This window comes from Desulfovibrio sp. (assembly GCF_019422935.1).
Lineage (GTDB): Bacteria > Desulfobacterota > Desulfovibrionia > Desulfovibrionales > Desulfovibrionaceae > Desulfovibrio.
This window is the reverse complement of sequence record NZ_JAHZCJ010000004.1, coordinates 86,117-111,374: the sequence shown is the minus strand read 5'-3', so window position 1 is coordinate 111,374 and position 25,258 is coordinate 86,117. Positions and strand designations below refer to the sequence as shown.

Annotated in this window: 18 protein-coding genes; 9 read left to right on the top strand and 9 right to left on the bottom strand. The window is 55.7% G+C overall.

Features of this window, described 5'->3' with window-relative positions:
- Positions 1-18: 18 nt before the first annotated feature.
- The 3 genes from QZ383_RS07085 to QZ383_RS07075 form a co-directional block, all read right to left on the bottom strand.
- Complete coding sequence (locus tag QZ383_RS07085; protein ID WP_291444221.1) at positions 19-4,917, bottom strand: response regulator; 4,899 nt, start codon at positions 4,915-4,917, stop codon at positions 19-21.
- A gap of 125 nt (positions 4,918-5,042) precedes the next feature.
- Positions 5,043-5,771 carry a tetratricopeptide repeat protein gene (locus QZ383_RS07080; protein ID WP_291444219.1) on the bottom strand — a complete coding sequence of 243 codons (729 nt, stop codon included), beginning with the start codon at positions 5,769-5,771 and terminating at the stop codon, positions 5,043-5,045.
- Between the two features lie 102 nt (positions 5,772-5,873).
- Complete coding sequence (locus tag QZ383_RS07075) at positions 5,874-7,088, bottom strand: MFS transporter (RefSeq protein ID WP_291444218.1); 1,215 nt, start codon at positions 7,086-7,088, stop codon at positions 5,874-5,876.
- Positions 7,089-7,270: 182 nt separating this feature from the next.
- Between QZ383_RS07075 and QZ383_RS07070 the strand changes: the two genes are divergently transcribed.
- The 3 genes from QZ383_RS07070 to QZ383_RS07060 all read left to right on the top strand — a co-directional run bounded on the left by QZ383_RS07070 (position 7,271) and on the right by QZ383_RS07060 (position 10,109).
- Positions 7,271-7,717, top strand: coding sequence for a MarR family transcriptional regulator (locus QZ383_RS07070; RefSeq protein WP_291444217.1), 447 nt, complete (start codon positions 7,271-7,273; stop codon positions 7,715-7,717).
- Positions 7,718-7,814: 97 nt separating this feature from the next.
- Positions 7,815-9,218: an L-serine ammonia-lyase gene (locus QZ383_RS07065; protein WP_291444215.1), complete on the top strand. Its 1,404-nt coding sequence runs from the start codon at positions 7,815-7,817 to the stop codon at positions 9,216-9,218.
- A gap of 603 nt (positions 9,219-9,821) precedes the next feature.
- Positions 9,822-10,109: an HdeA/HdeB family chaperone gene (locus QZ383_RS07060; protein WP_291444213.1), complete on the top strand. Its 288-nt coding sequence runs from the start codon at positions 9,822-9,824 to the stop codon at positions 10,107-10,109.
- 63 nt (positions 10,110-10,172) lie between these two features.
- Here QZ383_RS07060 and mutY read toward each other — a convergent pair whose 3' ends face one another.
- Complete coding sequence (mutY, locus tag QZ383_RS07055; RefSeq protein WP_291444211.1) at positions 10,173-11,414, bottom strand: A/G-specific adenine glycosylase; 1,242 nt, start codon at positions 11,412-11,414, stop codon at positions 10,173-10,175.
- A gap of 113 nt (positions 11,415-11,527) precedes the next feature.
- Between mutY and QZ383_RS07050 the strand changes: the two genes are divergently transcribed.
- The 3 genes from QZ383_RS07050 (at position 11,528) to QZ383_RS07040 (ending at position 13,439) form a co-directional block, all read left to right on the top strand.
- Positions 11,528-12,037 carry a peptidylprolyl isomerase gene (locus QZ383_RS07050; RefSeq protein ID WP_022659070.1) on the top strand — a complete coding sequence of 170 codons (510 nt, stop codon included), beginning with the start codon at positions 11,528-11,530 and terminating at the stop codon, positions 12,035-12,037.
- Between the two features lie 145 nt (positions 12,038-12,182).
- The gene (locus tag QZ383_RS07045) at positions 12,183-12,665 is read left to right on the top strand and encodes a DinB family protein (protein WP_291444210.1); all 483 of its coding nucleotides are present in this window, start codon (positions 12,183-12,185) and stop codon (positions 12,663-12,665) included.
- A 258-nt stretch (positions 12,666-12,923) separates the two neighbouring features.
- Positions 12,924-13,439, top strand: coding sequence for a YceI family protein (locus tag QZ383_RS07040; protein ID WP_291444208.1), 516 nt, complete (start codon positions 12,924-12,926; stop codon positions 13,437-13,439).
- 312 nt (positions 13,440-13,751) lie between these two features.
- On the opposite strand, the gene QZ383_RS07035 is transcribed toward QZ383_RS07040, so the two are convergent.
- Positions 13,752-14,213, bottom strand: a complete 462-nt coding sequence (locus QZ383_RS07035) for a nuclear transport factor 2 family protein (protein ID WP_291444207.1) — start codon at positions 14,211-14,213, stop codon at positions 13,752-13,754.
- A 170-nt stretch (positions 14,214-14,383) separates the two neighbouring features.
- Between QZ383_RS07035 and cysK the strand changes: the two genes are divergently transcribed.
- Positions 14,384-15,295, top strand: a complete 912-nt coding sequence (gene cysK / locus QZ383_RS07030; RefSeq protein ID WP_291444205.1) for a cysteine synthase A — start codon at positions 14,384-14,386, stop codon at positions 15,293-15,295.
- 254 nt (positions 15,296-15,549) lie between these two features.
- Positions 15,550-16,491 (top strand): chemotaxis protein, encoded by a 942-nt coding sequence (locus QZ383_RS07025; protein ID WP_291444203.1) that lies wholly within the window; start codon positions 15,550-15,552, stop codon positions 16,489-16,491.
- 185 nt (positions 16,492-16,676) lie between these two features.
- Here the strand turns inward: QZ383_RS07025 and sdhE are convergent, their stop codons facing one another.
- Genes sdhE through sdhA form a run of 3 tightly spaced genes read right to left on the bottom strand, consistent with a single transcriptional unit; the run spans position 16,677 to position 20,327 of the window.
- Complete coding sequence (gene sdhE / locus QZ383_RS07020) at positions 16,677-17,531, bottom strand: 8-methylmenaquinol:fumarate reductase membrane anchor subunit (RefSeq protein ID WP_291444201.1); 855 nt, start codon at positions 17,529-17,531, stop codon at positions 16,677-16,679.
- Between the two features lie 4 nt (positions 17,532-17,535).
- Complete coding sequence (locus tag QZ383_RS07015) at positions 17,536-18,495, bottom strand: succinate dehydrogenase/fumarate reductase iron-sulfur subunit (RefSeq protein WP_291444199.1); 960 nt, start codon at positions 18,493-18,495, stop codon at positions 17,536-17,538.
- Positions 18,495-20,327 (bottom strand): 8-methylmenaquinol:fumarate reductase flavoprotein subunit, encoded by a 1,833-nt coding sequence (gene sdhA / locus QZ383_RS07010; protein ID WP_291444198.1) that lies wholly within the window; start codon positions 20,325-20,327, stop codon positions 18,495-18,497. Before sdhA ends, QZ383_RS07015 begins: the two co-directional genes overlap by 1 nt.
- Before the next feature lie 438 nt (positions 20,328-20,765).
- On the opposite strand from sdhA, the gene QZ383_RS07005 reads away from it, so the two are divergent.
- Complete coding sequence (locus QZ383_RS07005; RefSeq protein ID WP_291444197.1) at positions 20,766-24,500, top strand: hypothetical protein; 3,735 nt, start codon at positions 20,766-20,768, stop codon at positions 24,498-24,500.
- An 82-nt stretch (positions 24,501-24,582) separates the two neighbouring features.
- Here QZ383_RS07005 and purN read toward each other — a convergent pair whose 3' ends face one another.
- Complete coding sequence (purN, locus tag QZ383_RS07000; RefSeq protein WP_291444196.1) at positions 24,583-25,257, bottom strand: phosphoribosylglycinamide formyltransferase; 675 nt, start codon at positions 25,255-25,257, stop codon at positions 24,583-24,585.
- Between the last annotated feature and the right edge of the window lies 1 nt (position 25,258).

Below are 25,258 nucleotides of genomic sequence, written 5' to 3'. Positions count from 1 at the left end.
CCTGATAAAAGCGGCCGCTCAGCGGCGCGGTGTCAGGCCGATGCGGTTGCGTTCAACCGCCACGGCCAGCTCGGGCAGCAGGTCGCGCAGTGCGTTCATGTCATTGGCCTTGGCGGCGCGTTCCACACAACGGGCCATACGGGCCAGCACGCGGAAGCCAAAGGCATCGGATTCCGTGGCGATGCGGTTGGCAGCATCACCCACCACCGCGCAACGACGGTTTTTGAAGCCCTGCTGGGCATCGTCCATGGCGGCATCAAGCCGTGCCACAAGCTGCGGAATTGTTTGATCTGTTTCACGCGGGGCTGTGGGCTGCACAGGAGCCTGAGGCGCAAATGCGGCTGGCTGCGGCTCCACGGTTTTCTGCTCCGTAGGGGCCGCACGATGGCTCTCTGCCTCAGGGGCTTGTGCAGGTATGGTTTCACCGGAGTGACCGCCTTGAGGCGCATGCTGGGCGTTGTCATGCCCGTTATGGCGCAGGGCTTCTGCAGCACCTGCAATGAAATTCATAATGGAATTGCCAGTTGCCTTGCCCTTGAGGTGGGCGGCGGAACGCTGAGGTTCCGCAACTCCGGCAGATGACCCTGCGCGGGGAGTGCCAGCAAGTGCAGGGGATTCGGCCTGCACATCATCCTGACGTGGCATGGCCGCCAGATCCGCCATGAGATCGGGCTTGCCGCCAGGCAGAGGCTCGTTGTCAGCCCCAAGGGGGCGGTCGCCAGCGCTGCCCAGCAGTTTGAGAATGAGCCGCCCCGTTGCGGTGCGCGGCATTTCAACCTGACGGGAATGTCTTTCATCGTCAGCCTGACCGGAATCCTGCTTGGAATTCTGGTCGACCGCACCTGAGGCATCATCCTGCATGGCGGGTTTGGTCATGGGCATGGGTTCGCCCACCCATTCCCCAGGGTGCGCGAGGCTTGGGCTGACATAGCTTTTTTCTTCTCTGACAGGCGCAGCAAGCGGAGGTGTGGTCGTGGCGGCAGACGGAGTATTCCGTGCGGACGTCTGGGGCATATCTTGCCCAAAACCTTGCCCAAAGCCTTGCGCTGGTCGGGGCGCAGATTGGGGAGCAGGATTGGCTGTTTTGATGGGGGTGCCAATGGGCATGGGTTCGCCCACCCACTCGTCCTGAAGGCTGTAAGTATCCCATGCGCCCTTGCCAGCAGGCGCGGGAACATCAAAGGCTGCGTTGTTGACAGGAGACAGCGTGGCTTCTCCAGCCCTGCCTGTCATGGCTTTGAGAGGGGCGGCGCTTTCGGCGGCGGGTTGTTCTGCGGGCTGTTCTGCTGGTTCGGGCATATCTGGATCCGAAGGCAGGGAAGCCTCGAGAAATTCTGCCGGAGTCACTGTTTCCCTTGCGGCAGGAGCTGTGGCGGGATGCTGTTCCGGCTCAGGCCATTCAAGAGTTTCAAGGGCGTCAGGCGTCTTGTCCGCCGGGGCAGACATTTGCTCCGTTACTTCTGAAACAGGTGTGGCTACGGGTGTATCTGTGAGGAGTTCCGCCTGTTCCACTGGTGCAGAGGCGGGGTTCTCTTGTTGCGCTGCCGCGTCCTCCGCTTCGGATTCCCGTGCAGGTTCAGGCTCAGGCTCGCTTGCCTGGGTAGCAGAGGCTTCTGCCGCCCACTGCGGGCCTTCCAGGCCAGCCGAGGCCATAAATTCTGCGTCAGTGTTGTTCGCCGCCTGGGGGGCATCCTGCTGCGGGGGTGCCGCGTCAGCCTTCTGCGGCTCTTCTGTTGATGGCTCCGGCAAGATCTCCGCAATAATTTCCGGCTGCGCTTCGGGTTGAAGCTCTGCATCGGCCTGCATGCTCAGAGGCTCTGGTTGGGCCGCATCGGGCAAAATATCCAGCGGTTCAGCCTGCTGTGGCGCGGTTTGTTCTTCTACCGGAGCTGCTTCCTTTTTGATCTGGGCATCGTCAGAAGGAGCAGGGACAGCGGAGGCAGGTTCCTCGAGGAAAATTTCTGGAGTGTCCGGCATGGTGGCAAGCGCCTGCCCGGCATCCTGCGCAGTGTTCTCGGGAGGCAAAAGATCCGTCAGTTCAATGGGCGCGTCTTCTTCTGCCTGAGGGGAATCCTCCATCATGGGCAGCAGCATGCCGGACTGGTCGGCTGCGCCAAAATTCAGCGATTGGGTAGAGGACAGCAGGCCGTCATTCGGCAGTGGCATTGCCAGCGGCTGAGTATCCACGGATGCGCCAGTGCCCGGCAGGGCATTCTGCAAGGATGCCTCGTGGCCGAAGAGGTCGGGCAGCTGGCTCTGCTCCTGTGCCGGTATGCTGGGTGCGGCATCGGCAGGTCTGTTCTCGGGTTCGGGGGAGCCGATCTCGTGAACGGGCAGGGGCATATCTTCTGCGGGCGGCACAGGATTATTTTCTTCTGCCGCAGGGGCAGGGGCCGACGCCGCTGACACAGCTGGGCCGTGGTCTGTGAATCCTGCTTCGTCGAGCACTTCGCGCAGGGTCGCGGCAAAAGCCTCCGCATCCACAGGTTCGAGCAGGGCGTGGGTGTAGCCCGTATCAGCCAGCTTATCCCAGCTGGTATTGTCCTTGGTGACGGCAAGGGCCTTGAATACGGGCAGACCAGCCTTGAGGGCTTCTGCCTCAAAGCGGCCCAGAGCGTCCGCTTCTGCGGGGCCATCGTGAGGGTCCTGAGCCACCAGCATGAGTGCGGGAGCTTCGCGGTTGCATTCCAGCGCTTCGCGCATGCTGCGGGCCTGGGTGCTGTTGCAGCCAAGGGTGGTTATCATGTGGGCCAGCGCCTGACGGTCAACGGCGCTTTCGGCCACCACGGTAATGGTGGGCGCGCGTTGCGGTTCCGGCGCGGCTTCTGTTCCGGTTTCGTTCTCCAGCGGTTTCAGGCGCAGGGTAAAGGCAATGGATGTTCCCTGCGGGCCGCATTCCACATTGAGGTACCCGCTGTTGGAACCAGCCAGTTCCCATGCGCGGGTGAGCGCCAGCGATGATCTGTCGCGCGGGGGAATGCCCGCCCCTGTGTCGGTCACCGTGAACAGCAGATGCCCCGGATCGGCGGTTTCGGGCACACGCCGCACAGAAAGGTGCACAGCACCCCTTGTGGTGGCGCGTACGGCGCTTTCAAGCAGCAGGCCGAGGGTTTCGCGCAGGGCTTTGGCCTGCCCTTCATACATGTGTCCCAGCAGCGGGGGCATGTACCACGCAAGGCCAATACCCGAGTTCTCGGCGGCGGTGGTCACGGCATCGTGCGCCTCGCGCACAAGATGCTGCAGGTTGAAGGCCACGCGCTGTTCGCCAACGCTGGTCTGATCCAGTTCTTTGCCGGGATTATCAATAATTCTGGCAAGCTCTCCAGCAGCGCCAAGCATGTTCTCAGCATACTGGCGCACCGCAGGTGGCAGGGAGCAATGGCCGAGAGCCGCGCCTTCGCGCATGAGGCGATCCAGCGGCGGGCGCAGCAGGTTTTCCCACATGCCTGGGTCAACTGCGGAGGCTGATTTTTTCTGGTTTCTGGCAGGCGCTGTAACTGGTTCCAGATCGGAATTGTCTGAAATATCCACCGGCAGGGCGGAAAAGTCAGCGGCGGTTTTGCCTGTGACGGCAGAGGGAGGCAAAAGACGCAGATTGGGGTCGTCCAGCGGGGTATCAAGACTGATGGGGCCATCGTTTGGCCCGGCGCCAAGGCTGGAGCTGATCAAGGCCGCATCCAGCGCGGCGGAGTTGCGTTTGCTTGCCGCTGCGGATTCGCGTTTTGCGGCTTTGTTGGCTTCTTCAGTTTGAACTGCGTCACGCGGCAGGCCTGTTCCGGCAATAAGCAGGGCGCTCAGGGCCGTGCCCCAAAGCGGAGCAGAGGCCAGCAGGTTTGCGGCGTAGCCGTAATCAAGCCCCATGATGCCCGCAGCCACAAACAGGGGAGGCACAAGACAACCCAAAAGAAAACGCCGTGCGCCGCCAAGGCCCATGATGGCCCCCCCAAGGGCGCTCAGGGTAAAGATCGCCGTGCAGGCAGGCCAGAGAGAAAGAAAACGGATGCTCCAGCTAAAGCCGGGAAGGAGCGGCAGCAGGGCCAGTACCGCGCCCGGCAGGGAAAGCAATATAAACTGGGCGTCCAGCAGGGGGGAGCGGCCCCTCGTGCGCATAAGATGACGGCCCACGTGGGGCAGGAGCATGAGCGCAAGACCAGGAGCAAGCACCGCTAGAGACTGGTTCAGGGTTATGCTGCCGGAGCCGTAGGCGGGCATGCCAAATATGCCCTGCGCCAAGGCAACGCCCACGTAAAGCGCTGTCCAGATGCGCCACTGGCCCCTCTCGGAGAGCCCGCGCAAAAGGCACAGCAGCATGACCACTGCAAGAGCCAGCAGGGCGGCAGTGCCTGCAAGGCTGCCCCAGTTGGAGGCTGCGTCCTGCGGGCTGCGCAGCATGGGGGAAAACCAGATGCCCGGCAGGCCGTCCAGGCGGATATAGCAGGTGATCGGGTCGGCCCCCGGCTCGGGCAGCAGCATCACATTGCGGTGGCTCGGGAGAATCTCGCGCCATTCAACGCTGTCTGTCGCCGGGTTGGCGGCAGGTTCATACAGAACAGGGTCAGCCGGAACATCCGGTCCCATGTCCAGCAGCATGGCCTGCGAGCGCCCCCCCGCAGGCAGCGGGGCGAGGGTAAAGCGCAGCCACATCACTCCGGTGACTCGCGGCAATTCCTTGACGTTCAGGGCTTTGAACATCTGGCTGTTGGAAGGGGCGGCCGCCTCCTCCACATCCATGGTTCCCGTCACGTCAATAAAGTATTGCAGGTCGGGCAACAGCGGCGTGTTTGCTGAACGCAACACGGGCGGAATCATGCCGCTGTGCGCCGTGGACGGAGCTCCAATACCTGCGCAGGCTATGCACAAAAAAAGGGCGCAGGCGCGCAGCAACGCACGCGAAATGCCGGAGGAAGTGAGAGTCATGGTCGTTCCGCCTGTAAGATCACCGATCTATCTATGGTCTTTCCCCCTTCAGGCGCGAATGCGCCTCCAAATCCGATGCAGGGGGCGGTTTGTCGTGCTGGTACGGCTTTTGGCCGCCGCTGTGCCTAGCGCAGGTTTCTGATTACGTCAGAAACGGACTGCCCGTCAGGAGCGCGCGCAGCGGGGTTGACTGCCAGCAGACGTTGCCATGCCTTCATGGCGTCGTCCTTGCGCTTGAGGTCGAAGTAAAGCACCACGCCCTCGTTGAACATGGCGTTTTCATGCTTGGGGTTGACGCTCGATGCACGGCGGAAGCTCGTCACGGCCTTTTCGTATTCGCCAAGCTCGCGGTACATGATGCCAAGGTCGGTCAGCACATCGGCATTGTCCGGGGCAAGAGCCAACGAACGCTCGTAGGCGCTGGCGGCCTTGCGCGACTGACCGGTATCAAAATAGAGGTTGCCAAGATCTGTCCAGTTATGCGCGTCCTTGGGGTTGGCAAGGACATTTTGTTCCATGGAGGCGATTTTGGCTGCCAGCTCAGGCGGAATGGGAGGCTGGCTGTCCTGCTTGGCCTGGCCGGAAGGCTGCGAGGCCGTCTGCGTCTGGCCTGCGGGCGTCTGCTGCGCTGGCTCTTGCGTGAACACTGACGGCATAAGGCTGCCCACATAGACGCCCAGCACAAGGGCCACGGCGATGCCTACAAAAAAAACACCCTTGCTGACCTTGCTGATACCGTGGGGCTGTTCAGCCTGGGGGGCGGTTTCCGGGGTGGATGTGGTGTCGGCGGGCGCGGAAGGCTGCACTGCCGTGGGAGTATCTGTGGACTTTTTTTGGGGCTTTTTGTTTGCCATGTATTCCTCGTGGCTTGGGAAATATCTTTATCCATCAGCCTACAACCGGAGGAAAAAAGAGGCAAGCCCGCAGCTTGCGCACCCCTGCGCCATCCCCCCGTTTCAGTGCGTCCGTCCACCGTGGACAAGGCAATATATACCAACAGAAGCCAAAACTACGATGCTCAGGGTCAGATACATGCCGCTGTAGCCCATTGAGGGGATAAGATGGCCGAATATGTAAGGCCCAAGGCCGATTCCGAGGTCAAAGAATATGTAGAATGTTGTGGTCGCCTGCGCATAGCGCGAGCGTGAAACCAGCGAGAGGGATACCGCCTGCCCTACAGACTGAAAGTTGGCAAAGCCCACGCCCATCAGCAGCCCCGCGCCCAGCAGCACGGCTGCGCTTTCGGCGCGCGAAAGCACATACAGGGCCAGAGCCGTGAGTAGCAGGGCGGGGTACAAAATCACGTGTTCACCATGTCGGTCAAACAGGCGGCCGCTCTGGGGCCGCGTGAGCAAGGCCGCCCCGGCGTAACACAAAAAGAATATGCTGGCGGTGCTCGTGAGTCCGTGTTCCGCCGCAAAAGAAGGCAAAAATGCCTGTATGCAGCCATAGCTTGGGCAGACTACAAGAGCTACCAGCGAAAAGCGCACCACACGCGGATCAATATAGCTGTACAGGCTCAATATCGGGCGCGCAGGATGGCGCATGGGCGGCAGGTTGCGCAAAAAGCAGAAAATACCCAGACACAGCAGGCTGATGCCCGCATTGAGCAGCATGAGGGTGTGGTATCCGAACCTGAGGGAAAGAAAGATGCCCAAAAATGGCCCGAGGGCCAGCGCCAGAGCGGCGCTCATGGTAAAAAGGCCAATGCCCAGACCATGAAAACGTACAGGAACCACGTAGGCCACAATGGCTCCTGTGGCGGTTCCTGCCACGCCCACGCCAAAACCGGCCGCAAAGCGCTGCATAAAAAGCATGGGCAGAGAATCCACCATAAAAAGGCCGCCAATGCTTGCGGTAAACAGCAGCAGGCCCGCAAGCAGGCAGGGTTTGCCCCCAAAGGTGGAGAGCTGGTTGCCTGAAAGGAAACGTCCCACAAGGCAGCCGATGACCATGATGCCCGAGGTCAGCCCTGCTGTGCTCAGGCTGGTGCCAAAGGTCTTTTGCACATGGGCCGTGCCAGTGACAAAGATGAGATAGTAGTCCGTCATCAACAGCATATTGATGCAGGTGACGACCAAAAAGTTGCCCCGGCAAATGGCGGCAAATGCCTCAATGAAACCTGCTTCTGTCTGCCGGGCTGCTGGGCCGTGAAGGTGTTTCCTGGGCATGGCCTTACCTCCGTAACAGGGTTCAAGGCGGTTCGTTGCGCTCGCAACGATTTATGGCCCCGTCCACTGCCCCTTGTCAAGGCAAGCACCACAAGCGTAGCCTTTTTCTGCGGTGCTGCCTGCCGCAATCCATTGGGCGTTGGCTTGCTGAGTCTGCTGACAACCAGCCACAGGAAGATGTCATGGAACTTGTCTACAAATGGATCACGCTGGCCAACCGGCATTACTACATGTACCTCAACCGGGCGCTCGCGCCTTTTGGCATCAACAGCAGCCAGTACCTGTTCATTCTCAACCTGTGCCGCGACCCTGGCATCACGCAGGACAAACTGCCCGAACGCATCTGCGTGAACAAAAGCAACGTTGCCCGCACTCTGGCCCAGCTTGAAAAAAAAGGGCTTATCCGGCGGCAGGTTAATCCTGTAGACAAGCGGACGGCGGCGGTTTTTCCTACCGAGCGGGCGCGGGAGCTGTATCCGCAGATAATGGAAGTTATTGCAACATGGGACGATGCCGTGACCAGCGTGCTCAACGCGCAAGAAAAAGAAAACCTCCTGGAATTCATGCAGCGCGTGGCGGACAAGGCTGCTGCCCTGCGCGGGGCAAGCCCCGCAGCCCTCAGAAAGTAGGGCCGTTTTCGCTAAGCGCTTGTGTCTTGTGACCTTTACGGGATATGTTGCGGCAAAGGCCGTTGCGCCTTGACATGCGGTTTGCGGGAGGAGCGTCATGCTCAGCGTTTTTGATCTGTTCAAGATCGGCATAGGGCCGTCCAGTTCCCATACCATTGGCCCCATGATTGCGGGCAAGGCCTTTGCGGGCGAGCTTGCGGTTTTGGGCATGCTGCCCTTGGTAGGCCGGGTCAAGGTGGAGCTTTACGGCTCGCTGGCGCTTACCGGCGAAGGGCACGGCACCATTGGAGCCGTGCTGGCGGGGCTTGAGGGAGAGGAACCGCAGGAGGTGGACATTGCCCATATGGCCCGCCGCACCGCGGATCTGCAAAACAATGCCGATCTGGTGCTCATGTGCGCCTACACCATCCCGTTTAATTTTGAGCGCGATGTGTGCCAGCACAAGGGCATATTCTTGCCCAAACATTCCAATGCTATGACGCTTTCGGCCTTCAGCGCCGAAGGCGCGCTGATATACTCCAAGAATTTCTATTCCATCGGCGGCGGGTTTATCCGTACAGACGATGATTTTGACAGCCCGCGCGAACTGTACGCCACGCCCCCTTACCCCTACGAAAAAGCCTCGGAGCTCTTTGACATCTGCGCCCGCGAAAACAAGACCATCGCGCAGATCGTTATGGCCAACGAAGTATTCTGGCGGTCTGAAAGCGAGGTCAACGAGCGCGTAACGGCCATCACAGACGTCATGCGTGAAGCCGTGGAGCGCGGCTGCTATACGGACGGCGTGCTGCCGGGCGGGTACAATGTGCGCCGTCGCGCGCCCAACCTGCTGCGCAAGGTCAGTGCCCTGCAAGCAGCCGGGCGGCGCGACCTCAGTCTGTGGCCCATGCTCTATGCCTTTGCCGTGGCTGAAGAAAACGCCTCCGGCGGACGCATTGTGACCGCGCCTACCAATGGCGCGGCGGGCATTGTGCCGGCTGTGCTGCTGTATTATCTGAATTTTTACCCCCATGCCACGGATGACGGCGCACGCGATTTTCTGCTCACTGCCGGGGCTATTGGCCTGTTCTACAAGCTCAATGCGTCCATTTCCGGCGCGGAGGTGGGCTGCCAGGGCGAAGTGGGCGTGGCCTGCTCCATGGCTGCTGGCGCGTACTGCGCGGTTACGGGCGGCAACGTCAAGCAGGTGGAAGTGGCGGCGGAAATCGGCATGGAGCACAACCTCGGCCTTACCTGTGATCCTGTGGGGGGGCTGGTGCAGATTCCCTGCATCGAGCGCAACGGCGTGGCCGCAGAGCGCGCGGTCAACTGCGCCCAGTTGTCGCGGCTGGAAGACGGGCGGCAGAGGGTGATCTCGCTGGATGATATCATTGAAGTCATGTACCGCACCGGGCTTGATTTGCAGTCCCGCTACAAGGAGACCTCGCTCGGCGGGCTGGCCGAGGCCGTAGCCAAGGTTATGGAGCGCAAAAAGATGGCGCCGGGGGCATCCGGTAAATAGGTGTGAACATACTTTTTTTCCTTGGGGACGAGCTAAGAAAACGCGGCTGCAAAGCCGCGTTTTCTTGTTGATGAATGCATGTGAACTGAAAATATAATCAATCTTTAAGTCTTTGCTCGTAAACAATCAGAATCGAGAAGTAAAACAGGCTGGACAAGGCTTTTGCAACGCAGAATATTTTATGTTTATGTGGTAATGTGCAGGGCTGGCTTGTGTGAATTGTGAATTACCATATGCGAGTTATTGGCAGATATTGTAATTTGTGTTTTTTTAATGCAACAAGTCGCAAAACTTATTATATTTATGAATGTATTTAAATTTATGACAGCATATCGACAAAATATAAAAAATAAGGGAGTCTTTTTTATACCGTGCGTAGCATCTGGGGTAATGTGGACATATGCCTTATGTGGTGTCTGGTTAAACAGAGTGCCAATCTGGCATATATTTAAATGTGCAGGGCTTGAATATAATTGGATAAAAAGTGCTAATTCTCTTTTTATCCAGATTTAAGGCATTGCTGCAATGGATTTGATCATGCTTCATAGCGCTCTTTATGCTGCCTGTTGTACGTTCTGAAACCTGTAACACTGGAAGTGCAAGATGAAAAAAGTATGTTTTGCAATCGTGCTGGCGGCCATGCTTGCCTTGCCCATGACTGCTTCGGCAAAGAACGACAAAATAGATTTCGGCAAGCTGCCTTGCAGTGCTTTTGTGCAGTTGGACGCCCAGACCATGACCATGTTCTATTTCTGGCTTGATGGTTACGCCAGCGCCAAAACTGGCGACACGACCCTGGATGTCAACGCTGTGGAAAACAACCTGACCCAGATCATGAAGGTCTGCAAACAGAACCCCCAAAAGTCCGTGCTTTCGGTCATTGCCGACTAATAGCGCAAGGGGCGGACCGAAAGGCCCGCCCCTGTTTTTTAGGAGAAGACATTCAGCGGTCTGCTATGATTTTTTCAGGGGCAGAGTTGCCTGACGGGGCGCAGCCGTATTTGCCGCAACGGTGCTGTCTTTTCCAATGGCAAAAAGTTTGTCCGCCAGCTTGCGGTGTGCAGCGGGCATTGCCAGAACGTCCAGCTCCTGCGGCGTGACCCAGCGAGCCTCGGTTGCGGCGGAAAGCAGCGGCGGCTGAGGCGGGTCAACCGTTGTGTCCGTGCTGTCAAACTCCAGGCCAAAGCAGTGCAGCGTCAGGCGGTAGGTGGTGTATCCGTGCCGGATAATGCCATGCTGCGCTGCCACACGCACGACAAATCCCGTTTCTTCCATAAACTCTCGCACAGTGGCCTGCTCCGGGCTTTCATCCGGCTCAACCCGCCCGCCGGGAAATTCCCACAGGTTGCCCCACACGCCCGCAGGCGGGCGCTTTTGCACAAAGATTCTGTTGCCACAGCGCAAAACCCCGGTCACGGCCTTGACGGGCGTGATGGTGGCTCGTTTGCCGGGCACCGGGCGCTGGTCTGTGATGCCCAGATGCAGGCTGATGCAGAACTGGGCCAGCGGGCACTCTGTGCAGCGCGGCCTTTTGCCGCAAACAAGTGCCCCAAGCTCCATCATGGCCTGATTGTGTTCGCGCGACTTGCCCTCGGGTACCAGCCGCAAGGCCCAGCGGTGGATGATCCCTGCTGCCGGATTCTGCTTTACGGGGCTGTCCACATCAAAAATGCGCGCAATGACGCGCTCCACGTTGGCGTCCACGCATGGCAGCTTTTCGCCAAAGGCAATGCTTGCCACCGCGCCTGCGGTGTAGGGGCCAACGCCGGGCAGACTGCGGATGGCTTCCAGCTCTGAGGGAAACACGCCGCCGTGTTCCGCCATGATTTTGCGGGCTGCGGTCAGGATATGTCTGGCGCGCGAATAGTAGCCAAGGCCCTCCCACTGACGCAGCACATCTTCCTCGCTGGCGGCGGCGAGGGTTGCGATGTCGGGAAAGCGCTGCATCCAGCGGTTAAAATAGCTGACGCCACGCTCCATCTGGGTTTGCTGGAGCATGACTTCGGAAATCCACACTTCGTAGGGCGTGTAGTTGACCCGCCACGGCAGGCGGCGCTGGTTTGCGGCAAACCAGCCGAGCAGGGCGTTTTGCAGTTCGCCTAGGTGATCCTGGGGCGGCAGATGCGCGATGGTTGCGGCCTGTTCCGGCATGCCAGGCAGTGTTGCCGGATGGGGCTTGGAAGTCTTGCGGTTCATGCTGCGAGACTATACCGGGAAACGGGCATTGTCATCCGCGCTTCCATACCCTATATTCGCGCCAATGGCGGGGCGAACGCCCGCTGTGCAGAATAACAATTCAAGGAGCACCCATGTCCGACAATCCTACGGTTTTGCTGGAGACCTCCTCCGGCGACATTCTTGTGGAGCTTTATGCCGACAAGGCCCCCCAAACCGTTGCCAATTTTTTGAAATATGTGGATGACGGCTTTTACGCCAACACCATTTTCCACCGCGTTATCCCTGGCTTCATGATTCAGGGCGGCGGTCTTGGCGCGCGCATGGACGAAAAGTCCACGCGCGAACCTGTGACCAACGAAGCCGACAACGGCCTCAAGAACGAGCGCGGCACCCTGGCCATGGCCCGCACCCGCGATCCTCACAGCGCCACCGCCCAGTTCTTCATCAATCTGGTGGACAACGATTTTCTCAACCACAGCTCCCCCACCCCTGACGGTTGGGGTTACTGCGTTTTCGGCAAAGTGACCGAAGGCATGGAGAATGTGGACAAAATTGCCAAGGTTAAGACCAAGACCGTGGGCTTTCATGAAAATGTGCCCACCGATATGGTGCTGATCACCGGGGCAAGCCGCTTCGAATAAATGGCGCGGCAGGCTTTGCCTGCACCGCTTGTCGCATGGAACCGCCGTATGCCCGCAGTTGCGGCGCTGCGGCGGTTTTGTGTTTGAGCGGCCTTTTACACGCACAGGCAAGCTGTGCGCCAAACCTGAAAAAAGAGGAAAAGCCATGTCCAGAGACATTGTTGCCGCCCTTGAAGAACCCTATCAGCGCTCCTGGGCCCTGTTGGCCCAGTATATGGACATCTGCCCCGAAAACATCTGGGCCGAAACCAACGGCGGCTGGCCCGTGTGGCAGCAGGTGGCCCACGCCATTGCCGTGCTGAACTTTTTTATTCTTGAAAGTGACGACGAAACCTTTTTGCCCGCGCCTGCCAGCATTGGCGTGCTGATGCTCAAGGAGCAGGGCAAGGATGTTGTGAGCAAAGAAGCCATGCAGGCTTACGGCAAATCCGTAAAGGCCGCAGTGGACGCACGGCTGGCGGCGCTTTCCGATGCCGACCTGACCAGGGTGCAGGAGCGCGTGAGCAAAAAAATTGGCCGTGATCTCACCTATGCGGCCATGATTGCCATGCTGGCCTCGCACACCACCTACCATCTGGGTTCCTGTGATGCGGCTTTGCGGGATCACGGTTTGCCGGGTGTGTTTTAGGCTGTAACAGTATTTTGCTGTTGGCAGGGAGTTCTGCGGCTAGCTTTGAGTCTGCCGCAGAACTCCCGCACAGCCCGCGTATAAACCACAAGGGCGGCAGCAACGCAATTTTTTTTGATAAATCATCCGGGACAGCTTGACTCGGCGGCGAGGAGCCTTAACTAAAATTCATAGCTTGAACATATGTTTTACGGCAGGTGTTGCCGTTAAAACAACACTATAGATTTGAGCGCAACCTGCACTAAGCGGGAGGTTGTTATGGCTACCTGGAAGAACGATCCCGACCATTCGCACCTTGGTTTTGTGGTGCGGCATCTCATGATTACCGACATCAACGGCAGGTTTGCAGACGTTGCCATTGACCTTGAAACCGGCAACGATGATCTTTCTGACGCAGTCTTTACCATGACGGCCAAGGCTGTGAGCATTGATACACACGTGCATGCGCGGGACGAGCACTTGCGTTCGCCGGATTTTTTTGATGTGGCGCAGCACCCCGAAGTTACTTTCCAGAGCACATCTGTGCGGCTTGGGCCAGATCATACCGGGACAATCACTGGTCTGCTCGAGATGCGCGGTACCTCGCGAGAAGTGACGTTCAACATCACAGCCAGCGACCGCATCACCAACCCCATCAACAACAAGGAAACGCAGTCTTTCAGCATCACTGGCGAGGTGAATCGCAGCGACTTTAGTATTGGTCCCAACATCCCGGCAGCCATTGTGGGCGACAGGGTGAAGGTGGCGGCCAACTTTGAAGTTTCGCCAGCCTAGGCATCTGAATACCAAGATGTTTTGCGGGGGTTCTTTGAGTTGAGAACCCCCGCAAGATATGGGCAAGCCTTGTTGGTTCTGCCCATTGCTTTGATGATTGCATGCCTGAAATAACTCACGGATGATTGCTCTCTGCCTCCGATCTTTCTCACCACGCGAAATCCGGCCCCGCCATACCCCGGGTTACGTTTAAAAGCCGCTCCTGCTAACAGGGGCGGCTTTTCACTTTCTCCATTCATCAATTCTCCACAAAAAAGGCCGGGTGCATATGCCCGGCCTGATGGCCCTGCGGGCCAATATGTATTTAAAACCTTACTGGATCTTGCAGTTGCCGTCGTTGCAGTCTTCGGTGGCGATCACAGGCGTAGCCTGGAACAGCACCACCTGTTCGCGCCCCTTGTTGGTAATGACCACCACGGTAATGCGCATGAGGCCTTCGGGCAGCGCAGGAGTGGCCTTGGCCTTGAGGTAGCCTGTGCCGGTGATGAGCTTGGCGTCGCTGATCAGGGCCGTGCGGGCATTGGTGAAGGTCAGGCGGTCAATGACCAGTTCCTTGCTCTTGATGGTATTGATGAAGTGTTCCTTGTCCTCAATGTGCCCGTTGGCGTTGATGTGCCAGTAGTTGGGGGCCAGCAGGGTTTCAAGGGCTGGGACGTCGCCTGTCATCACAGCTTCTGTATAGAGCGCCACGGTGTCTGCCTTGGCATGGGCAAGCCCGCCTGAAAGGGCAATCACAAGGGCTATGAACATGGTGGTTACTTGCAGAATCTTCATGATATCCTCCCTGAATGGGCTGTTGGGGCGGCCAGAACGAAAATTGCCAATGTGCACGGATTCTTCTATGGTTATGTGTAAAGAGTTAAGCAAAACTTTTCCATTGTAAAGCGAATATCTGCCATAGAGCCGGATTCCCTGGCATTTTTTACTGTGAGGCATATGTTTTCATGTTAACTAGCATTTTGCAAACCATTGGCAACACCCCCATGCTGCGGCTCGACCTTTCACGCGACCTGCCCGGCACTGTCTGGCTAAAGCTTGAGAACCGCAATCCCGGCGGTTCCATCAAGGATCGCGTGGCCTTTCACCTTGTTGGCGAAGCTCTGGAAGAAGGGCGCGTTGAACCGGGCGGGGTGCTGGTGGAGGCCACCAGCGGTAATATGGGCATTGGTATGGCTCTGGTTGCCTCGGTGCGCGGCTTTCGCTGCATACTGACCATGCCAGAATCCATGAGCGTTGAGCGCCGCAACCTGTTGCGGGCGCTGGGCGCAGAGCTTGTGCTCACCCCGGCGGAACAGGGCATGAGCGGTGCCGTTGCCGCTGCAAAGCGCATTGCCGATGAACAGGATGCCTTTGTACTCGGCCAGTTTACCAATCCGCAGGCTGTGGTGGCCCACTACAAGACCACCGGGCCGGAAATTTTCAAGGACAGCGTGGGCAAGATGGATGTGTTGGTTGCGGGCGTTGGCTCCGGCTCGACCATCACTGGTGTGGGCAGATACCTCAAGGAGCGCATCCCCGGCTTCAGAGTCGTTGCCGTGGAACCAGCCGCTTCGCCGGTGCTTTCGGGCGGCAAACCCGGCCCCCATCTTATTCAGGGCATTGGCGCTGACTTTGTGCCAGCCATCCTTGACCGTGCGCTTTTGGACGAAATTATTCAGGTGGACGGCGAGGAAGCCATAAGAACCACCCGCCTGCTTATGGAAAACGGCATCATGGCTGGTATCTCCACAGGATCCAACGTGCGCGCGGCCCTTGACCTTGCGGCTCGGCCAGAAATGCAGGACAAGCATATTGTTACCTTTGCCTGCGACACGGGCGAACGCTACATGTCAACGCGGTTGTTTCAGGGAATATAAACTGCTGGCAAGCTGGTTTTGCACCTGATTTATGACGGTATTTTCAATGCCAGTGCTCTCTGTTTGATATGTTCCCCGTTTTGTGCGAAACAGAAAAATATGAAAAAAACGGTCTTTTCGGCCTGCATGGCTAAATATTTGCACTTGGCAACCGATAAGAGAGTCAGCGTAAGCTTCGCTCACCGGCTGGCAGCAAACAAGTTCAGGTCTGCCGTCCGACATTAACGGGCTTCAGCCCAACGGAGAGCATTTCCATGGCGCAGACCAACATCCTGCTGGAAACCGGCACCAATGAGCTGGAAATTGTGGAATTTTTCGTCAACCAGGACGGTTACGAAGCCCACTATGGCCTTAACGTGGCCAAGGTGGTTGAAATTGGCCGTCGCCAGCCGGTGACTGCCATGCCGGAAATGCGCCATAAAGCACTTTTGGGCGCGTTTCTGCACCGCAATGGCCGTGTGGTGCCGCTGATTGATATGGCCCAGTTTCTGGGCAGCGGGCCCATTGAAAACGAAGACGCCAAGGTTATTGTCACCGAATTCAACGGCGTGTGTACGGGCTTTCTGGTGTCGGGGGTCAACCGCATCTATCGGCTGAGCTGGACGGATGTGGAAGCACCGGGGCAGTTTTTGCAGAATGTGAGCCGCAGCTCGGTAACGGGCGTGGTGCGGCTGGAAGAGCGCGTGATCTTTTTGCTGGATCTTGAAGCCATTGTAGCCGAACTGCATCCGGCCATGGCCATGCGTTTTGACGCCTCAGACATGCGCCACAGTGGGGAAAAAGTTTACAATATCCTGCACGTGGACGATTCAAGCAGTATCCGTAGCCTGCTGCTTGACCTGCTCAACAAGGAAGGCCGCTTCACGGTGACGCAGAAGGTCAACGGCCAGGAAGCCTGGGATTACCTGAAGGTTCTGCGCGACCGCTGTGAAGCCGAAGATCGCCCCATTTCCGATTTCGTTCACGGTGTCATCACTGACATTGAAATGCCCGGCATGGACGGCTTGGCCCTGTGCAAACACATCAAGGACGAAAGAATCCTTAAAAAACTGCCAGTGGCCATCTTCTCTTCCATGATCAACGAGGCGTTGGCCAAAAAGTGTGCGGTTGTGGGGGCTGATGTGCAGTACACCAAGCCCGACCTCAAGGTGCTTTCCGTCAAATTGTATGATCTGGTGACTGAAGCCTGGGGCTAGCCCGCTTATCGCTTAAAATGTTCTGAAGGCCCTATCCCATTGGTCAGTCAATGGGATAGGGCCTTTTTGCATTGAAATCTCGGCGATTTTAACGCGCAACCCCCTCTCGGGTAGGGACACGAGAGGGGGCGCGCATGGGGCGGCCAGGGGTAGGGGCCGCCTCTTGTCACTATGATCAGGGCTGGTTAGCCCATCTTGGTGGCGTCAATCACGTTGTAGTCGAGGCCCAGTTCCTTGCCGGGAATACCCAGGGCAAGGCCCACAAGCTGCGAAAGGTGCAGCACGGGTACACGGGCTTTTGACTTGGCTATATCCTGCGCTGCTTCCTGATAAATGTCGAGCTGCATCTGGCAGAGCGGGCAGGGGGTTACGATGCAGGCCGCGCCGGAGGTAGCCGCGCTGTCCACAATCTGGCTGGTCATGCGCATGACGGATTTTTCCGCCGGGTACACGGCGTGGAAGCCGCAGCAGTCCAGCCGCTTGGCAAAGGGAACCGTCTGCCCGCCAAGGGCGGCCACCACGGTTTCAAAGCTTGATGGATTCACCGAGCTTTCAAAGCCGAGGGCGGATTCGGGCCGCAGGCTGTGACAGCCATAAAAGGCAGCCACTTTAAGGCCCGCAAGTGGCTTGGTCACCTTGCTCTTGAGAGTTTGGGCGTTTTGCGCCAGAACCCAGAGCAGGCTGGTGACTTCACTGGTGCCGCTATAGGTCATGTTGCCCTTGGCAAGAAAAGTGTTGATACGGTCCTTCTTGCCGCCGTCAAGCTCTGCCTTGGCGCGGCGCAGCATGAGCAGGCAGGTGCTGCACGAGGTCAGTACGGGCAGGCCCATTTTTTCAGCCAGGGCGATGTTGCGGGCGTTGGCAACCAGGGTCGCCACGGGGTCAACATCCTGCGCCTGTGAAGCGCCGCAGCAGCTCCAGCCGGGGATTTCCTTGAGTTTGATGCCAAGCCTCGGGGCCACGGCCTCAAGAGCCATCTTGGATTCCTTGGCGGCCTGAGTCAGCACGCAGCCGGGAAAAAAGGCGAATTCGGTCTGCATACGGCTACTCCTTCTCTGCGGCATGGGCCGCCTGAATCATCTTCACCAGGGCGTCATGCCCTTCAATGGTTTCGCCGCCAAAGGCCTCAAGCGGATTCATCTTGCCCTGACGCAGCAGGGTCACAGCCATGCCCGCGCGGGCAATGGTGCTGATGCCTTCGGTGCGCAGGGCAAGGCGCACCTCGTTGAGACGGCCGGAGTCTTCCACCAGATCGGTGTAGAACGACTTGGCGTGGGCCGGGCCAACGCCATCGGTCATGCCCTTAGCCATAACCAGGGCCCGCAGGCCGGCGATATCGTCGGCAGCGCTGATGCCCTTGGGGCAGCGGCTGGCGCATTCCTGACAATGCACGCAGTTCCACAGGCCGCCCGCCACGGCGGGCTTGCCGTGCAGCAGAGGATCCTTGGTGCGCGAATCGTTGGCCACGCGCCATGCGTGGGTGAAGACAAAGGGTTCCATGTAGTCGCTGCGGTCGGCGGTGAGCTTGTTGCACTCAGAGGCGCACGCGCCGCAGAGGATGCAGTCCCACTGCTTGATGATGCGGTCGAATTCCTTCTGGTTCTGGCGGCAGCCTTCCTTCATGGAGAATTCGGATTTTGCCACCATGCCCGGATGCACCTTGCGCAGGTTTTCCATGGCGGGTTCCCAGTCCACAACAAGGTCGGAAATAACCTTGAAGTTCGCCAGAGGCGAAATGTGGAAGGTGTTCGAGCCATAAGTTTGGGCGAGGTCGTCCATTTTGGTGTCGCAGGCCAGAACCGCATGCCCGTTGACGCGCACGGCGCACGCGCCGCAGATGGCGCAGCGGCAGGAGGCCGTGAAGTTCAGCGTGGGATCCTGGGTCTGCTTGATGAACAGCAGGGTGTTGAGCACGGTCTTGCCCGCCACGTCCGCCGGATCAAGTTTGTAGCTCTGCTCAAAACTGTTTTTGCCGTCAAAGCGGTCAATGATGATAGTGGGCATTAGTACTTCCGCTCCTCAGGCTTGAATTTGGTGATTTCCACTTCTTTCCAGCCCATGCGCATTTTGCCGTTGTCGTCCATGCTGACCATGCTGTGCTTGAGGAAGTTGGCATCGTCACGCTTGGGGAAGTCCTCGCGGGTGTGAGCGCCGCGCGATTCCTTGCGCTCGGAGGCGGCAAGGCAGGCGGCCTGGGCCAGTTGCAGCATGTTGCCCAGCTCCACATATTCGGTGAACACCGTATTGTAGATGGGGTTGGCGTTGGGGACGCGCAGGGCGTCGTAGCGCGAACGCAGGTCCGCCAGGGAGCTGCTCAGGGAGTCGAGTTTGGACTGGGTGCGGAAAATACCCATGTTGTCCCAGAGCTGTGCGCCCATTTCTTCGCGGATGGCGTACATCTGCTTGGCATCGCCGCCGTTGGTGGTGTTGCGGAAGCGATCCTGCCAGCGGGCGGTCAGGTCGGTGAGGCGTTTGCCCGCGCCAAAGTCGGCGTGGCTGGCAAAGGCCGCAGCTCCGTTACCGGCGATTTTGCCCGTCACCACCGCATCGGCCAGCGAGTTGCCGCCAAGGCGGTTTGCGCCGTGGATGGACACGCACGAAGCTTCACCAGCGGCAAACAGGCCGGGCACAACCGTGCCCATGTCATCAAAGGTATTCACGTCAATGCCGCCCATAGAGTAGTGGGCCGTGGGGCGGATGACCATGGGCTTGTCCACAAGGTCGATATTTTCAAAAAGCTTGCCCACGTGGCGAATCTGCGGCAGATCGTGGACGATCTTTTCCTTGCCGAGGTGCCTCAGGTCAAGCAGCACATAGGCTTCCAGCCCCTGGCCGTAGCCACGGCCTTCGCGGATTTCCGTTTCGATGGCGCGGGCCACGATGTCGCGGGGTCCAAGTTCCATCTTGGCGGGGGCGTAGGTCTTCATGAAGCGCTCGCCCTTATTGTTGAGCAGGTAGCCGCCTTCGCCGCGGGCCGCTTCGGTAATCAGCACGCCGCCGTGCACCACGCCCGTGGGGTGGAATTGCACCATTTCGGCATCCTTGAAGGGAATACCCGCGCGCAGGGCAGCGGCAACACCGTCGCCTGTGGCAATGTAGGGGGTGGAGGTGCGGTTCCAGAAAATGCGGGTATAGCCGCCGGTGGCAAGCACCACGGCCTTGGCGCGCACAGGGGCGATTTCGCCGGTGCGGATGTTGCGCAGCACGGCGCCTTCGCAGCGGCCATTGTCCACGGCCACGTCAAGCAGCTCGTGATCCATGAGGAATTTGACGCCGTGGCTCAGGGCATCGTCCAGGCAGGTGTGGGCAACGATGTGGCCGGTCTTGTCGGCGGAATAGTTGCAGCGCACCTTGGAAGCACCGCCAAAGGGACGGGCCTTGACCTTGCCTTCTGCCGTGCGCGAGAAGGGCATGCCCAGATAATCCAGTTCAAGGATGGCGGGGCCTGCCTGCTCGCAGAATTTGAGCGTGGATTCCTGGTCAACCAGATAGTCGCCGCCCTTCACGGTATCAAAGCAGTGCAGCTCGTAGGAGTCACCCTTGCTGAAATCGGTGACGCCGTTGATGCCGCCTTCGGCCATACAGGTGGCGCTGCGCGAAGGCATGCATTTGCTGACCACAACCACGTTGAGCTTGGGATTTTTTTGCAGGGCTGCCACGGCGGCTCGCAGGCCAGCGCCACCCGATCCGATGATCAGGATGTCGCAGGTGGCCAGGGGGCCGACACCAGCGGCTGCGGCAAGAGCTTTTTCAATGCCGCTCATGTTCACCGTCAGCGCGCTGATGGTGATGCAGGCCGATTGCAGAAATTTTCTGCGGGTAAACTGCTGCGTCATAAGGGTTTCCTCAAAAGTAGGTGGATTTGCCGTTATTTCCAGCGCTTGTGCAAAAAAAATGCTTATGGCGGAAAGGGCGGCAAAAAACTGATTGATTGAGCAAAGAGTAAAAGTATGCTCTGTTGATAGTGAAAAATAACACACCAAATCGCTCCTGAGCAACGCGGATTCTCGATTTGTAAGTTTTGAAACTTTTGTAAGTAATGAAAACAGCGAGAACGGCGGTGGCAATGCGATACGAATTTAAAATATATTTAATAAAATTATAGTTATGGATGCGTTGGCCCATTACCTGAGATGTCAGGTGTCATTATGGGTATTGTGGCAAATTTTGTGATTGCATATTGATAAACATATAGGTTTTGAGTAGTATAAAGCTGTTTATTGGAGGGAGTATGTTTAGGTAAAGTGGAAGAATTATATATAAGTTGGAGCTATATGAATATTATCAAAGAAACCATGCTGGACGAATGGGTTGACAGGAATGAACGTGAGGCCCAAGAGGTCATAGTGGACCTCGTAGCTCGTCTTGTTAAAGCTCAATGTCCGCGTCCGAAGGTTTATAGATTCCCTAAAGGTGATAGCATTGGACAAACAGGTGTTGACGGACTTCTTGAAGTGAATGAAGAGTATCAACCTTTTATCACTGCTGGTATAAGTGTTTGGGAGATCGGAACAGGCCGAAAGCCTCAAGATAAAATTACTTCTGACTATAATAAGCGTTATCGTGAAATATCAAAGACTCCAACATTTTCTCAAACTACGTTTGTTTTTGTAACGCCCCGATCAGCGATACGCACAAAATTCACAATAAAAAAGCAGGATGAATGGAAAAGATCAAGAGCCAACGATGGATGGAAAGACATAAAAATAGTTGATGCAACAATTCTTTGTGATTGGATTTCGCGATTTCCAGCTATTTGTGGTTGGCTTTACCAAATTATTACCCATAATGAATGTGAAATAATTTCTCCCCAAATGCGATGGAGTATATTAGAAAGTATACCATCTCACGGGAAACATGCCCTAACTCCAGAAGTTTTTTTATGTGGAAGAGATAAAATTATTTCTACTGTAAAGACGTTTTTGCAAGAAAGCGAACTTGGTGATCTCAATATACAGACAAGATATCCAAATCATTTGCCAGATTTTATCTCAGCATTGATAAAAAATGAAGAGGGAAAAGAAGGCATTCAGTCTTATGATAATGTTCTTCTCATTGATGATGCAGAAAAATTGCCCAGTTTTGTTAATCTAGAAGATCCACACGTCTTTGTACTCGGTGAAGAAGGGGATTTAGATAAAATGCCAAAATGGTGTGCGCAAGTACGCCAAAAAGGGCATAGGTTAATCCGTCCTAAAAGTTGGGGGGGGAAACCGGGTAATCTTTTCAATGTGTTATTAATGCCCAGTGCCAGTGAATTGCAGCGAGCACTCGAAAATGCCAATTTCCCTCCCCTAGAAGCACAGCACATTTCTGCAAAAGCAAATGGTAATATCCCAATTCTGCTTCGTTTACTTAATGATATTTATGGGAGTGGAATGTACTGGGGCGACCCCAGCGCAAGAGAATCATTGGCGCTTGTAAGCCTCATTGGAGAATGGAATGATCGTAATATCTTTGACGTTGCGGCAGTAGAGAGTGTCACGGGAAAAAAGTATGAGGAGTGGAAAAAACAGCTTGCCCTGCTACCCGTGCGAACTGCTGCTCCTCTTCATCTTCGTAGCGATGGGAACTGTTATTTTGTTGCGCGCTATGAAGGTTGGCTTGTTGGGGGTAGCATCTTTACTCAGCAGGAGTTGGAACACTTTTTTGGAATAGTCGAACGTGTTCTGCTGCAAGTTGCTAGCTCTGCCCTCTTAGATCCATGGCAAAAATTGTTGGCTACATCTGACGGAGCTATACTGCCGTCTGATGGTTTTGTTCATGCCATGGTAGAGGGGTTGTCTATCATGGCAACCAACGCAAATTTTTGGGAAAATGGGCCACAAAGCTGGATAGAAATGCGCGTGGCCAAAATTGTCGAATCCGTGCTCTCGATAGAAGGCTCATCTGCGTGGGTCAATCTAAACTCATTGCTACCCCTTTTGGCAGAAGCAGCCCCTCAAATTTTTCTTAAAAAACTTGCCGAGCAGGTTACAAAAAACTCCTTTTTGTCAGCGCTGAGTTGCACAGAGGTCAGCTCTTTCACCCGCCCGCCAATTTGTGGCATCCTTTGGGCGCTGGAAGCTCTTTCTTGGTTCCCCGAGTGGTTGCCACAGGTCGTTACTCTTTTGGGGGACCTGTCTTTAGTTGAATTGCCCCAAAATTACGGGAACAGGCCAGAGATATCATTAAAAGAAGTTTTTGCCCCATGGCGGATGTTTGGAGCCATTGATTCTGACTTGCGCCCCAACCTCCTTGAAGCACTTGCTCAAAAATACCCTCGGACGGCATGGAAAGTTCTTCTTGCTATAAGCCCGTGGGATACCCATAGTATATCTTTGGGAGTGTATATGCCACACTGGCTTGATGCTTCAGAAAAAAATTTGCGCTGTGAAGCTGATATTTCTTCTATTGAACTTGTGTCAAATTTTGAAAGGATAACATCCCCTGCATTGCAAGTTCTGCTGCAGGATGATCTTTTACCCCTAGAAGATATTATTCAGGGAATAAGGCTTATCCCACAGGCCTTTCAGCAGATAATAACGTTATTTAGAAATTGTAAAAATACTTCAAAAAGTAATAATGCCTGGGAATTATTATCAAAAAGTTCTGTGTGGAGACTGGAGCGTAACCAGCTGAATGTAATAGAAGATGTCCTTAAGTTTCTTGTGCCCGTAGATAAATATGAACACATAAAAATTTACTTTGGTGAATCAATTCCGAATTTTAATTTCGAGATTGACCAAGATGTTCAACTCAAACAATGGAAATCTACTCAGGAAGAAAATGTTAAATTAATTTTTGATGAAGATGGCTTGCCCGGAATTTTGCGTCTAGTATCAATGGTGAAGGTGCCCAGTATCATTGGGCAAGAACTAGCTAAAATTGCCGATGAAGATGTGGATGAATTTTTAATGCTGTCGCTTCAAGATTCGTCTTTTTTAGAGCCATCTGGAATGGAAAGTTTTATCGGAGCCTACATAAGAGGGCGCCATGCTCAGTGTGGGGCCTCGTGGCTGAAAAAAATTTGGAGTATGACAGATGAATCTGGCAAACTAAAAATTTTATTCAACATACCGTTTTCTGATTTAGCTTGGGAGCTGGTGGAGCAACTTAGCCAAGACTCTCAGTTTCTATATTGGCAGAAAGTCGCTTATTATCCTTGTAAAACATCAGGGGAGATTGGTCGTGTTATAGAAAAAATGGTTATGGTGCGCAGGGGGGGGGACGCACTTCGTTGGCTATATTATATGACAAGATATGGACTAAATTTCCCACGTGAAAAAGCAATGCAATTGTTGCTTGAGCCAGATGATAATATGATGTCTAATTCTCATATAGTTTATGAAGTGATAAAATATTTACATAAAACAAAGCAAATTTGTGATGATGTTTTATCAGACATAGAGCTATGCTGGATTGAGCTTTTCTCTCCCAGCCCAAGCGGTGAAGTTGCAGAGTGTTTAAATAAGAGACTTCTCTCTGATGCGGAATATTTTTCAGAAGTAATTTGTGCTGCTTACAAGCCAAAACAGCAAAAGCATTTAGCAAGGCAGAGTGAAGGAGAAACGCTTAAGGCTTCAATCTGTTGGCGAGCTTTGAATCAACTTCGAGCCCCAGCGGAGCTATCATTTGCGGAAGAAAATTTTTCCCAATGGGTTAATGACGTTTTGAAATTGACCAAAGCAAATGACCGTTTCGAGGTTGCATTTCAGCTTATAGGGAAGGTTCTTTTTCATGCCCCCTCAGATCCAAGCGGACTTTGGATAAACAAGGGGGCAGCAAAATTTCTTGACACCTACAAAGAAATGCAAATTGGTTTTGCTATTGAGGCAGTCAATTCGCGCGGCGTTTTTGTTATGAGCGGAGGAGAAGAAGAAATAAAAATTGCATCTCAATATGAAGATAAAGCGCATGAGCTTAGAAAGGCGAAGTTTTATTCGTTTGCCCATTGTGTTGATAAAATTGTTGCTGATTATAAGAATCAAGCCAAGAATTTTAGGGAAAAAGAGATTAAGGATTTCTAAATTTTTTAGTTAAACAATAGCTGATTCGGTAGACTGCTTAACTATAAATACTTGTAGGCAAGCAGTCTACCGAATCACAATATTAAAAACCCTGCTCCAGCGGCGGCCATACGAGCCAGTCGCCATCGTGCGGCGCACGGGGGCTGTTGCCGGGCTTGAGGTGCACCTGCCGCCCCTGAACGTCAATGCGGCCCTGAGCCAGCCACTGGATTGCCTGAGGATAGATGCGGTGCTCCATCACATGGATGCGGCTCATGAGGTCGTCCTCGCTTTCGCCAGCGTTGACCGGCACAACGGCCTGAATCAGCACCGGGCCGCTGTCCACCTTTTCTTCCACAAAATGCACGGTGCAGCCGGAAACCTTGACGCCATAGTTGACGGCATCGGCACCGCCGTGCACGCCGGGAAAGCTTGGCAGCAGCGCCGGATGGATGTTGAGGACCTTTCCGGCAAAGGCCTCAAGGAACACAGGGGTCAGCAGGCGCATATAGCCCGCCAGCACCACAAGCTCCGCCCCGGCTTCGCGCAGGGCCTCAACCATGCGGGCGTCAAAGCCTTCGCGATCGGGGAAGCTTTTGTGATCCAGTACAAGGCAGGGGATGCCCGCCTTTTCCGCACGGTTCACAACGCCCGCACCGGGGCGGTTGCAAACGATCAGGGCAATGTTCACGTCCAGCACGCCCTGGGTGGCCTTGTCGATCATGGCCTGAGCGTTTGTGCCGCTGCCGGAGGCCAGTATGGCGATTTTCAGGGGCATG